The sequence below is a fragment of the Wolbachia endosymbiont of Atemnus politus genome, from assembly GCF_013309895.1.
In genome coordinates, this window is record NZ_JAAXCS010000031.1 from 1 (window position 1) to 12,796 (window position 12,796).

Annotated in this window: 11 protein-coding genes and 3 pseudogenes; 2 read left to right on the forward strand and 12 right to left on the reverse strand. The window is 36.3% G+C overall.

What is annotated here, in order from left to right; all coding sequences use genetic code 11:
* Positions 1-230 precede the first annotated feature (230 nt).
* From plsY to HET73_RS03120, 10 genes and pseudogenes are all read right to left on the reverse strand, one after another.
* The gene (plsY, locus tag HET73_RS03075; RefSeq protein WP_174132774.1) at positions 231-812 is read right to left on the reverse strand and encodes a glycerol-3-phosphate 1-O-acyltransferase PlsY; all 582 of its coding nucleotides are present in this window, start codon (positions 810-812) and stop codon (positions 231-233) included.
* 11 nt (positions 813-823) lie between these two features.
* A pseudogene (locus HET73_RS03080) lies at positions 824-940 on the reverse strand (WPE palindromic element domain-containing protein); the annotation flags it as partial.
* A gap of 54 nt (positions 941-994) precedes the next feature.
* Positions 995-2,461, reverse strand: coding sequence for an alanine/glycine:cation symporter family protein (locus tag HET73_RS03085; RefSeq protein WP_174132772.1), 1,467 nt, complete (start codon positions 2,459-2,461; stop codon positions 995-997).
* Positions 2,462-2,463: 2 nt separating this feature from the next.
* Positions 2,464-3,807 carry an alanine/glycine:cation symporter family protein gene (locus HET73_RS03090; protein ID WP_174134003.1) on the reverse strand — a complete coding sequence of 448 codons (1,344 nt, stop codon included), beginning with the start codon at positions 3,805-3,807 and terminating at the stop codon, positions 2,464-2,466.
* Positions 3,808-3,823: 16 nt separating this feature from the next.
* Positions 3,824-4,576, reverse strand: a complete 753-nt coding sequence (locus HET73_RS03095; protein WP_174132770.1) for a CDP-alcohol phosphatidyltransferase family protein — start codon at positions 4,574-4,576, stop codon at positions 3,824-3,826.
* Positions 4,576-5,268: a phosphatidylserine decarboxylase gene (locus HET73_RS03100; RefSeq protein WP_174132769.1), complete on the reverse strand. Its 693-nt coding sequence runs from the start codon at positions 5,266-5,268 to the stop codon at positions 4,576-4,578. Before HET73_RS03100 ends, HET73_RS03095 begins: the two co-directional genes overlap by 1 nt.
* A gap of 267 nt (positions 5,269-5,535) precedes the next feature.
* Entirely contained in the window at positions 5,536-6,708 is a 1,173-nt protein-coding gene (odhB, locus tag HET73_RS03105; RefSeq protein WP_174132768.1) for a 2-oxoglutarate dehydrogenase complex dihydrolipoyllysine-residue succinyltransferase, read from the reverse strand.
* A gap of 434 nt (positions 6,709-7,142) precedes the next feature.
* Entirely contained in the window at positions 7,143-8,006 is an 864-nt protein-coding gene (locus HET73_RS03110) for a hypothetical protein (protein ID WP_174132767.1), read from the reverse strand.
* A gap of 77 nt (positions 8,007-8,083) precedes the next feature.
* Positions 8,084-9,031, reverse strand: a complete 948-nt coding sequence (hemH, locus tag HET73_RS03115; protein WP_174132766.1) for a ferrochelatase — start codon at positions 9,029-9,031, stop codon at positions 8,084-8,086.
* Positions 9,032-9,793, reverse strand: a complete 762-nt coding sequence (locus tag HET73_RS03120) for a hypothetical protein (RefSeq protein ID WP_174132765.1) — start codon at positions 9,791-9,793, stop codon at positions 9,032-9,034.
* 105 nt (positions 9,794-9,898) lie between these two features.
* Here HET73_RS03120 and ndk point away from each other — a divergent pair, with 105 nt between their 5' ends.
* Entirely contained in the window at positions 9,899-10,318 is a 420-nt protein-coding gene (ndk, locus tag HET73_RS03125; RefSeq protein WP_174132764.1) for a nucleoside-diphosphate kinase, read from the forward strand.
* Positions 10,319-10,900: 582 nt separating this feature from the next.
* Here ndk and HET73_RS03130 read toward each other — a convergent pair.
* A pseudogene (locus tag HET73_RS03130) lies at positions 10,901-11,709 on the reverse strand (SDR family oxidoreductase).
* 5 nt (positions 11,710-11,714) lie between these two features.
* Positions 11,715-12,359, reverse strand: a complete 645-nt coding sequence (locus HET73_RS03135; protein ID WP_174132762.1) for an alpha/beta hydrolase — start codon at positions 12,357-12,359, stop codon at positions 11,715-11,717.
* Positions 12,360-12,481: 122 nt separating this feature from the next.
* On the opposite strand from HET73_RS03135, the pseudogene HET73_RS03140 reads away from it, so the two are divergent.
* Positions 12,482-12,780: pseudogene (locus tag HET73_RS03140) on the forward strand (NADH dehydrogenase ubiquinone Fe-S protein 4).
* Positions 12,781-12,796 lie beyond the last annotated feature (16 nt).

Here is a 12,796-nt window from a genome sequence, read left to right on the forward strand (position 1 = left end):
GTAGCAGCCGGAGTGGCAGCCGCAGTAGCAGTGGCAGCAGTTGGAATTACTATTGGCTATATTATAGAAGTAGCGTTCCCAAAACCTAATTATAAACTAGATGTACTAGACTTAGAGGCGGGTACTCAACGAAACAGAGAGGCTTGATAAGAAGCATCCAAAAGTCAAACAGGAGGAAGAAAGCTTTCTTCCTCCCTTTCATAACCTTTAGCTATAGAACCAAAGGGGCGCTATCGTTTGTAAAACTTGTATTCCTTGCCTTGCAGAAGATTCGCAATATTTCTGTAGTGCTTTAAGAAAATTAATAGTGCGATAATTAATAGTGCGAGAAATAAGTCTTTTTGAAAAAAGAGAGATGTTGCAACAGCTGCTGTAGTAGCTGCCAAGGAAGCAAGGGAAGAGTATCGAAAGGTAAAAAACATTGCTAGCCAAACAAATACAAATACTAACGCTGTAGGAATATTAAGTGCTATCAAAATTCCCAAAGTTGTTGCAACTCCCTTTCCTCCACTGAACTTCAGCCATACAGGAAACATATGCCCTAGAACTGCTAAAATTGCAGATGCATATATGCATAGATCATTATTATTAAAAAATTGTTGTGCTATATAAACTGCAATGAATCCTTTAAATGAGTCCAGAAGTAACGCCAGGGCAGCAAGAAATTTATTTCCTGTCCTTGCAACGTTTGTAGCGCCAATATTTCCTGAACCTACTTCTCTTAAATCTATTCCTTTTATTTTTGTAATAATTAAGCTAAACGGTATTGAACCTAATATGTAGGATAGTATAAGGATTACGTACCTCTCAATCATTCTAGCATCCTCTCTCTTGTCATCCCAGTGCGTGACACTGGAATCCAGTTCTTATTATACAACCATCTAGCATATTCATTTGAAATTAAGTTTTCTAGATCCCAGTGTCTGGGCACTGGGATGACACCAAAGATTAGCATCTTCATCTATTTTTTTTAACTGACACTTGCACCAAGAACCTAATTAATCTTGTTATTCTTCAACCTCTTTAGGTAGCATTGAACTTCATTGTTAATCTGATTACTAAAAAGTATGAGCGCTGTCATGTTGATGAGAGCTAAACAAGAGAATAAAGTTCCACCAATATTGGCAATAGCCATGATATCTTTAGAAAGACCAGAGAAAAATGCCACAATTATTACCGATATGCGGTACACTACTATACTATTTGCACCAAACAAATAGAGCCATCCCATTTCACAGCAATATACAAACGAAATTACTGAAGAAAACGCAAACAAAGGCGCAGCTACGGTTAAAAGTATAGGAAACCAAGAAGAAACTGTTTCAAATGCTTTTTGAGTAATCAATATCCCCTCGCCAACGCCAGTTTGGTATGCACCTGTTATTACTATTGTTATTCCCGTTAAACAACAAATTAGCATTGTATCAAAGCATGGTTCTATCATCGCAACTAGTCCAGTTCTAACTGGCTCCTCATCTTTAGCCACTGCATGAGTAATTGAAGCTGAACCAACACCTGCTTCGCTGGCAAAAACCGCCCTTTGAATTCCAGCAACAAATGCTCCTACTACTCCTCCACCAACGGCATTGAAGTCTATCATGTTAGAAAATAATATTTTAAATGCATTGCTAAAGTTGTGAATATTAAATGCAATGATCGTGATACAACTCAAAACATATATGAGTGACATAACAGGCACTAACGCGGAAGACACTCTCGCTATCCTTCTAATTCCACCGATAATCACTAGAGCAAGCAACACAGAAATTATGGAAGAGAGAAACCAAGGATGACTATCCACCCAGTTTGAATAGCCAGATAATATTGAAACCATTTGGTTGGTTTGAAATGCCACACTTCCACCAAGACCAGATAATATAAAAAACACTGCATATACTGCAGCTAAGACAATACCAAGCTTCTTAAATCCAAATTCCTTCAGCCCATTCCTTATATATTGAAAGGGCCCACTAAATAACTGTGCCTGGTCTTCTGTTCTGTGCCTGAATGCCAAAGTCACTTCAGCAAATTTTGCTGACATACCAAAAAAGCCTGTAATCATCATCCAAGGCACTGCTCCTGGTCCTCCCATTGAGACTGCAATGGCAACACCAGCAACAGTTCCAAGACCTACCGTGCTTGAAAGTGCAGTCATAAATGCCTGAAAATGCGTAATGTGACCATCGTGGTGATTGGTATCATATTTTCCGCACAAAATAGCAAACGCATGCTTGAACATTCTTATATTGAGAAATTTGAAACGTAATGTTAGAAACACATAACCAAAAGCCAGTAGAAGAATTATGAACGGCACATAGAAAATCTTGAAAAACAGTACTTCATTCATGAAGTTATTTATTCCATTCAACACAGCGTCATAACTTTCGTGAAAACCCGAAGTAGCATGCACATCATTAAACAATAGAGAAAATAATACTACACAAAGTAATCTACAAATCATGTTTAATACCTTTTAGAATTGTAATAAGAATCTATCGTATTCAAAACTTCCTTTCTCAGTAGATATATCGCAACAGCATTTGGAACCATAAGGCACATAAATAAACTATCACCTAAGTAAGATATAAATTCTATATCTTTTGACATACAACTGATATACACTGAACCCACTATAAGAACTTGGAACAATATCAATACTTTTTTGTTACCAAACAAGTACAACAAGGCAACTTCACAGTAGTAATAATAAGCTATTATTGTAGAAAATGCAAAGGAAAACATTATTAGCGGAAAAACTAACTTGCTGAACAAAGGCAAGGCTGTTGAAAATGCCGAGCTAACTAACGTAATATCGCCCACGTTATTAGTGCTATGCATACCAGTGATAATTATCACAATGCCAGTCAAAAATGAGACTAATATCGTGTCTACAAATGGTGCAATCATTGCAACGCACCCAACTTTAATTGGATTTTCCTCTTTAACAGCTGAATGTGCTATAGCCGCTGTTCCAGTACCTGCTTCGTTAGCAAACACTGATCTTCTTACTCCGGCTATTAATCCGCTCAATATCCCACCTCCTATAGCTGACTTGTTGAAGATGTCTTGAAATATTATAGATAAGGCATTCAGCAAATTACTTCCGTTTACACAAATTAAATATATACACATGCCTATATATAGCATTATCATAATTGGCGCTAAGGCTGTTGAAACGAAAGCAATGCGCTTTATTCCTCCCAGTATTACAACTAAAACAAGTAGTGATATAATGATAGATGCGTTGTATTCAAAAAGGTTGTTTGACAACGCTGCCATCTGGTTCGCTTGAAATGGTATACCGCCCAAAATCATCGCAATAAGCAACATAATCGCATAAGTAAATGCAAGGAATCTGCCAGTTTTTGCAAATCCAATCTTTGCAAGCCCGTACTTCATGTAATAAAAAGCTCCACCAGTTGTATTTTCAGAGCGATAAGTGAATGCAAGCACGACTTCAGCAAATTTAATTGACATACCCAGTATTCCAGTCACTATCATCCAAAAAATCGCACTCGGCCCCCCTATTGTAATAGCTATTGCAACTCCTGATATTGTTCCAAGACCAACTGTTCCTGAAATTACTGTTGCAAACGCTTGAATATGAGTGATTATGCCATTGTTATTACCATTACATTTTATGTTGAATAATGTTTGTATTCCATATTTGAACAATCGAAAATTGATAAACCTGAACCTAACCGTACAAAAAACCCCGGTTGCGATTACCCAAATAATTATAAATGGAACGTTAAATATCTTTACATACAGAAATGAATTTAACAGTTCACTTATTTCTACAATCATACTACTTTTTATATAGCTAACGAGCTTTATACGTGTAATATATATAAAGCCCAGTACTTATCGGAATAGTAAGTATATACACTACACTTAAAATTGGTAGAGTAACCCAAGGCTTACTGACAAAAAATACGATAAATACTCCGAAAAATGATACAAATATATAAGATAGGCTCTTGGGAACATAAATATATTTTGCGGAGAAGGTTGGAATGTGACTTATCGAAAAAAATGAAATAGCCAGGAAGTAATAAGCCGTATTTCTTGTGTTAAAAAACTGTTCCATAAGAAGTAGATATTCACTTTCATGAGATTGAAAGGTAATAATTATTGGCAACAAAGAAAGTAAAGCACATACTGGAGCTGGAACACCAGAAAAGAAAAACTTTTCCCAGTAAAGTCGTTCTGCATTTAACAAGACATTAAACCTTGCAAGTCTTATCGAGATGCAGATTACGTATATCATTACTAAGATCCACCCTACAACTTTGATTTCTTTTAACTTCCAAAAATATAAAAGAAATGCAGGAGCTGCACCGAAGTTAAGAAAATCCGCAAAAGAATCAAGTTGCGCTCCAAAATCGCTAGTTGATTTTAGAATTCTGGCTATTCTGCCATCCATTCCATCTATAATTGCTGCAATGATAATAAAAATTACTGCAAACTCCCACTGTTCGTTAAATGTAAATTTAAGTGAAGTGAGACCAGAGCATAAACCCAATAAAGTTATAAAATTTGGGAATAACTTAGCAACAGGTAGAGAGCCTGCCATTATATAACATCAAAAGTAAGTTTTTCTTGAGCATTTTCTTTATTCAAGTTTGCTATAATTGTTTCACCACCAACGACAGTTTGTCCTTCTGAGACCCTTATTTCTATATCAGCAGGAACGTAAATATTTACTCTACTGCCAAACCTTATAATTCCAAACCTTTCACCTGCTTTTACATTTTGGGACACTTTCACATTACACACAATACGACGCGCAATTAACCCAGCTATTTGTTCTACAATAATCTCTTTTTCCTTTTCATACTCAACTACAATAACTTGCTTTTCATTTTCATTGCTAGATCTATTGCTCATTGCAGATACAAACCTGCCTTCCTTATAGTGCATTTCTTTTACTGTACCAGATATTGGCACACGATTCACATGCACGTCCAAAACACTTAGAAATATACTAACAAGTGTGAATTTCTTCTCCTCTTCATTTTCCGCTGATAAAGGGTAACTCACTTCTTCAATTTTTGAAATCACACCATCAGCAGGACTTAGTATAAGATCCTTATTGCCTGGCACAACCCTTGCTGGATCACGAAAGAAATAAGTACATAATAATGTTGGAAACAAGCATGTAACCCCAAATCCCCAAGATATAGAAAATGCTATACATGTTATCACAAAAGAAACTAGTATAAACAGATAACCTTCTTTGTTTATACTAGGTAAACTAAAACACATAATCTTATTAACAATAATCTGCTATTAACAACTTATCATTTATCACTTCTCATGGAAAGGATTTTTTAAGGGCATATATAAATCGTGGTAGAGGAAAATCGTTAGAACTGAGATTATAGCAAAACTCTCATCCCTTTTGAATTTATATGGTTACAGTGCTCCTGAGCTGTTTATACTAAACCCGTACCATCACACTCTGGGATCATACATCTTAAACCTATTCTAAGCAGATTAACGATTATATGTACCGCAATGACAACTTTTGAGCTAAACTTCCAAAACTAATCTATTTGGGTCTTCTATGTAATTTTTTACCTTAACGAGGAAGGTTACTGCTCCTTTGCCGTCAACTATTCTGTGGTCGTAGGAGAGGGCAATGTACATCATAGGTCTGATTTCCACTGTATTACCTACAGCAACTGGTCTGTTTTGTATTGAATGCATGCCAAGTATTCCAGATTGCGGAGGGTTTATGATCGGAGTGGAAAGGAGTGAACCGTATACTCCGCCATTTGAGATGGTGAATGTTGCACCTTCCATTTCTGACACTTGTAACTTGCCTTCTCGTGCCTTTTTGCCAAGAGCAGCCAAGGTCAATTCGATTTCGGCAAATGACATCTGATCAGCATCCCGAATAACTGGTACAACAAGACCTTTATCGGTGCCAACAGCAACACCTATGTCATAGTAATGTTTATATATGATCTCATCGCCTGAGATTTCAGCGTTAATTTCAGAGATCTCTTTCAGTGCTTGCACCGCTGCCTTTATAAAAAACGACATAAAACCAAGTTTTATTCCATATTTTTTTTCAAAAGTGTCCTTATATTTTGCTCTTAGATCCATGACATTTTTCATGTCAATTTCATTGAACGTGGTCAGTATTGCAGCAGTATTTTGCGATGCCTTCAAACGAGCAGCAATTACTTGTCTTATTTTGCTCATTTTTACTCGTTCCTCTCTTTGCTCTCCACTCACTACACTTTTTGGCAATTCGTATTGTTTTATTGCAGGCTGTTCTGCTTTGTTCATGTGGCCTATCACATCTGCCTTTGTTACTCTGCCTCCCATGCCAGTTCCTTTGACACTTTCTGCATTAATTGCATTTTCTTCCATAATTTTGCAAGCTGACGGAGCGTCTTTTTTAGCAGGACTTTCGCTTTTGTCTTCTTTTTTTATCTCTTCTTTTACCTCCCCTACGGAAAGTTTTGCCAATAATTGATCTGGGCTTATTACATCATCCTCTTTTACAAGAAATTCAGTTATTTGCCCCGAAGCTTCTGCAGTTAATTCGAGTGCTGTTTTGTCAGTCTCAATTTCAAAGATCAAGTCATCTACTTTTATTGCTTCGCCGATACTTTTCTTTATTTTGACTATACCTTCCGTAACCGACTCACCACCTAGAGTTTTTGGTGCTCTGATTTCTATAATTTTGCTCATAAAACAACCTTTCGTACAAACTTGCTACAATTTTATACATGAAAAGAAACATATAACAAACTAATAAATTTATTAGGGTTTTTAAAAGTGAAAAACATACTCCTAAATGTCACCCCAGCACGTGACGCTATGCCATAAAAACTCCTTGACAAACCCCGCTAATCTTATTATCATACTACTAAGGGTATTTCTGACTCAAAACTTGTTTTTGATCCGCGCGGGTTCAATGACAAAAATTTAGTAAAAAACTTAAGGTATTTATTGGGGCTGCATGTCTTTTGAATTTTTTCACATGCAGCCAAAATCGCGCTTAAACTAAGCGTCAGCACATTATTACAGCGCCAAATTACATTATTAGAGGGTCAAAACTCGCTACTCGGGGTTTCTTTTGCCTTTTTTCCCATTTAGTAAATTTCTTAAATACCTGTGGCTCTCTAGTACTGCTCTACTGGCAGATTACTGTTTGTATCACGGTAAACCTGATGGTTAGTACTGTCAAGCTCAGTGGAAGGGTCATCATTGATAGGTTGATTGAATAGTCTGTCAAGCTGGACTACCAGAAATACTGTGCTATATATTATGCTGATCGTTACGCTTAAATTGAAATTATAGATTACACCATTACCTAAGTCTATCGGTATGGTTGTAATTTCTATTCTTCTTAATATGAAGTTTAACAAACCTAATGACAAAGTTAATGTGCTGACAATGAGGTCCTTCCTGCGCTTAGCAAGCTCAGCTTCACATTTCGTAAATTCATCAGTACCTTTTGCGTACTTTCTACATGCATCTTGATATTCTTTATGCACTTTTTGATATTTTTTGTATGTATAATAATAGCTTATAGGTTCCGAAATAAACAAAAATAGGACAGTTGATGTCAAGTAAATATGACTTATTGCACTTGCATTACCTCCGGTTAAGAGATGGAAGACTCTCAACATCATCAACGCTTCTATAGTGCTACTTGCAAGACCAGCAGATTTACCCACAATTTTTGCTAATTCTTTTTTACCCTTAGGATCTCTGCAATCCTTGATTAAGTCATGTAAAGTAAATGCAGAATGAGCAATATACAGAATAGACGTTGGAAACTTTACCCATCGAGCAACATTCCGTATAAAAAAGATATTGGATCTATTATTGTCAATAAACTCGCAACAAAATTGTAGTGAAATCTTACACAACAAGGCTGTTAAACCCGTTGTGATACAGATTACCTTCCTGACATTATAATCGTAAGCATCGTGTACCTTTTGTGCAAACGTGTTTGGTTTCTTTCTTAGCCTATCCGGCATAAATAGCTAACAAAATAATAACTTTTTACTATTCTATCATATACAATTTCAAAAGAAAAGTGTTGTAAATTAAAATTTTAAGAACAATTTATGCATAAGTCGACCAGGCACTTAATAAACAAAGAATCAGTACCAAGAGTTGGTACACGAAAGTAATATCCATCCTTAATAATTGCTTTATATTCCATATCAAGTTCAACAAGCGTTTCTGAATGCTCAGAAACAAAAGATATAGGTGACAAAACCACAGGCATACCATCAACTTTCGCGCGTAATAACTCTCTTTCAGTGCTCGGCTCTAGCCATTTTACGGGACCAATCTTACTCTGATAGCATATTACCCAGTCAAGGTTTTTGATATTTAATCTTTCTACTATTAATTTTACTGTTTCCTCTACCTGCAAGGCGTAAGGATCGCCTTTCTCAATGACACTGAGAGGTAAGCTATGGGCTGAAAACAGGACTCTTGGCTTATCAATTCTGCTGGCTAATTTATAGTACTTAGTTATCAAGTTAGCATGAGCTTCAATGAAGTCTTGATTATCGTAGTAGTGGTAAATTGTTTTTATATTGCATTTTAGGTCATGCTTTTTAGTGTTCTTTTGCCAATTTTCAACAGATGATAAAGTTGTAGTAGTTGAATATTGTGGATAAAGTGGCAGCAGAACTACTTCGTCAGGATCAAACTGCTTTACACTTTTGACAACTTCATCAGCAAATGGATGCCAATAACGCATACAAACGAATACTCTATACTCATGATATTGGTTCTCATTTAATGTGCGTTCTAAAGTTTCAGCCTGTGCTTTCGTATTCTCCAGAATCGGTGATTTACCTCCTATCTGCTCATATATTTTGCATGCAGTATTTTCTCGTTTTGCAGATATAAACTTTGCCAAAAGAAACCGAAGAGGATTCGGCAAATTAATTATTCTCTTATCATAAAAAAGGTTAAATAAGAAAGGGCGGACCGCACTGAGTGAATTAGGCCCGCCAAGGTTAAATAAGACAATTGCCCTTTTCACCTACGCACTACTACAACAAGTTACTTTTGGAGTACCTATAGAATTAGCTACACACTCGTCGAGTTTAGTTACGGGCACTAAATTTCTCATACTAGCATACAATAAGTGGCCAGACCTCTGCAGGTTACTTTTTGTAGATGCAAAAGAACTTCTGTCGAAAACTAGATCAACACAAAAACTTGGCACTGCTTCAAGAAGTTCAACAGCAGCTAAAGTTATCATGATACAACTTTGGAGAATCTTTACAAGGACCTTTAGAGGGAAAAGTAAAACTGTAAGAAACGATACGCTACTTGTTTTGTTTGGCGATTGTCCCTGATTAGGCGAATTATACTCAATGTGTTTCCTATTTTGACCAAAAATAGGAAATTTTATAGTATCCTTTTTAAACTCCCCATCTATTTCTTCTCTACTATGGCTAGTGATTTTTTCCATTAACTTCTCACGTAGATTAAAAGTTCTGACAATAAAACATGTGGCAATCATCAACGCAGCACATACAAATGCACACTGCATGAGACTTATACTACCTATCATAGCTGGCAGCGCAAAACAAACAAATGGCGCTATGATGGCCATTTCAAGAAATGGAATGGTGTTCCTTTTCATCGCAAAGGCAGCACCTTTTTTTAATTCTGTATTACGATGTGCGCTATATTCCAAATAGCTCAAAAAAGCCAAGCTGAAAGTCAAAAATCCTTTTGTCCCGCAAAAAATTGATGACTTAAGGTTATTTGCTAGTTTTTTACGACAGTAACCCATATAATACCTCCTTGATGGCTTATTCTTAACTATAAATAAAAAACCACTTTTATGAAATCAAAATTTACAATAAGATAAATATACGATCTTATATGAGGAAATAACATGGCAATTGAGAGAACACTTTCGATATTAAAACCTGATGCAGTAAGAAATAATATTACAGGTAATATAAACTCCTATATCGAAAAATCCGGACTAAAAATTATAGCACAAAAGATGATGTTATTGACGAAAAAACAAGCAGAGCTGTTTTATGAAATTCATAAAGATAGGCCTTTTTTTGGAGAGTTAGTGGAATTTATGACCTCTGGGCCTGTGATAGTTCAAGTTTTAGTTGGTGAAAATGCAGTAAGTAAATACAGACAAATCATGGGGGCTACAGATCCAAAGCAGGCAGATAAAGGCACAATCAGAGGCGATTTTGCTGATGATATTAGTGAAAACAGAGTTCACGGTTCAGATAGTCTGGAAAATGCTAGTAGGGAAATAGCTTTCTTTTTTGCTGAATGTGAATTGGTATAGCTAACTGGCATAAAAACTCCTTGACAACCCCCGCCAATCTTATTATCATGGTAATTAGGGTATTTCTGACTCAAAACTTGTTTTTGACCTGCAGGATCAATGACAAAAATTTAGTAAAAAACTTAAGGTATTTATTGGCGGATTATATAAATTATTGGGGCTACATGTCTTTTAAATTTTTTCACATGCAGCCAAAATCGCGCTTAAACTAAGCGTCAGCACATTATTACAGCGCCAAGTTACAGTATTATAGGGTCAAAACTCGCATCACGGGGATTCTTTTGCCTTTTTTTCGATTTGGTGAATTTTTTAATGTTTGTAGCCACCGTCATCCCGCTACGTGTTAGCGGCTGAGATACCGCGGCGGTATGACGTGGGAAACCTTTCTTGTGTTAGCTATAGATCCCAGTGTCTGGGCACTGGGATGACACCCTAGGGAGCACTGGAATCTAAGTTTTTATATTTATATAGTTTATAAAGTTAAGGCCAGTGTCACGCACTGGGATGACACCCTAGGGGGCACTGGAATGACACCATTATAGAGATCCCAGTGTCCGCTACTGGGATGACAGATAAAGGGGGCTATGGGTTTCCATTGTATGTAATCTTCAACATCTTCAGCCCTACCTTATAGTTAGGGTAAATCAGAGAGATGCCAAGATCCCTTTTAATTTTAGCATTACTTACTTTTTTGATCCTAAATAAAAACTCTGTGTATAATCAGGCAATAAAGAAACCTCTGTTGGCTCTGGAATGCTAACATTTAAAAGTTTTGCTGCGTATGTCACCACTTCAGATTGTGTAGCAGGTAAATCATCCGCACAATTGTATATTTCACTAGGTTTTATATTCTGCATGGAAGAAAATAGAATATTCGATATATCTTCAACATGAATGCGAGAAAAAAGATGTCCTTCTTTTTGTATATTCCTTGCTTTGTTAAGTCGTAAGTCAACTAACACGTTTCTACCAGGCCCGTATATTCCAGCCAAACGAAAAATATGTACAGGTAATTTGCTATTTAGCCATTTCTTTTCGGATCTAAGGCGACTTTTTCCTCTACTTTCTATAGGTCTTGTTTCAGATTCTTCTGTAACCCAATCACCAGCATGATCACCATAGACACTAGTTGCGGACAAGTAACCAAGCCATTTGATATTTTGAAAGTAATGACCATACCTCTCTAGCACATCATCACCATCTGGTGGAATGGAAACTAAAACATGCGTTACATCTTGAAACGTATCTTCTCTTACTTTATCGTAATTGAGGAGGCTAACATTCTGTACATCCTGATTCCTTGAAGTACCACTAATTTTCCAACCTAAACTCAGTAACTTTTTCGACAGAAATTTAGCTACATATCCATAGCCAAAACAAAATAAGTGCATGAAAATTAGTTTTTGAAATTTTTCTTAATAAATTCTACACCTAATTTTATTCCTTCTTCATTAATAATATGTTCTAATCCATGAATTGGGTGTCCTTCGACATTTATTCCATTTTCCTTCAGAGCTTTAACTGCCAAGTCAAGAGAAGAAAAAGGCACTACATCATCAGCATCGCCATGAATAACGCACACGTTGGGCTTTGATTTGATTTCTGGCGCAACTTTTGCAGGTGAAAGAAACCTACCAGAATATGCAACAACCGACGCACAAGACTGAGCACGGGTAAGAGCTGTATGTATCGCAAGCATTGCTCCTTGCGAAAACCCAACTAAAGAAAGCTGTGTATCATTCAAGTTAAGCTCTTTTAATTTCATATCAATAAAGTGATTTACTATTGACGTAGCCTTCTTTACTCCATTGTATAGCGCCTCTTCACTGCGATCTTCCAAGCTGAACCATTGATAACCGTCACCTATTTCCCTTTCAAATGGAGCATTGGGCGCTACAAAACATGAATCAGGCAAAGACTTGCTCATAACTTTAGCAAGATGAACGAAGTTATCACCACTTGAGCCCCAGCCATGTAAACAAACAATTAAATTTTTCTTATTTCCACTTGCACAGATTTCTGGTCCTTTAAGTTCAATCATTTCTTCTCTTTATTGTGTTTATACCTTTATTTAACATTGATTTGTGAATTTGTAAAAGCTATTTGAATGTTTTCAAGGGAAAAGGAATTGTGCAACGGTTTATTTAGGTATATATAAACACTATGAGCACTGATAATAAAGTAGTTTTTAAGATCTACAAACCAACAAAAACCGCAACGCAATCTGGTTTGGGTAATACACGTTTTTGGTACCTCAAAACTGAGCCTGATTCTTACTACATTGAACCTCTGATGGGATGGGCTGGTTCGAAAAATCCTAAAAAACAGGTTGTATTAAAGTTTGATTCCCTGGAAAAAGCAATATCCTACGCAAAAAACGCAGTGCTAAATATATAATTGAAATACCAAAAGGTGTTAAAAGACTGCCAAAATCTTACGCAAGTAATTTCACATCAAAGTAAAAGTTGAACACAAACT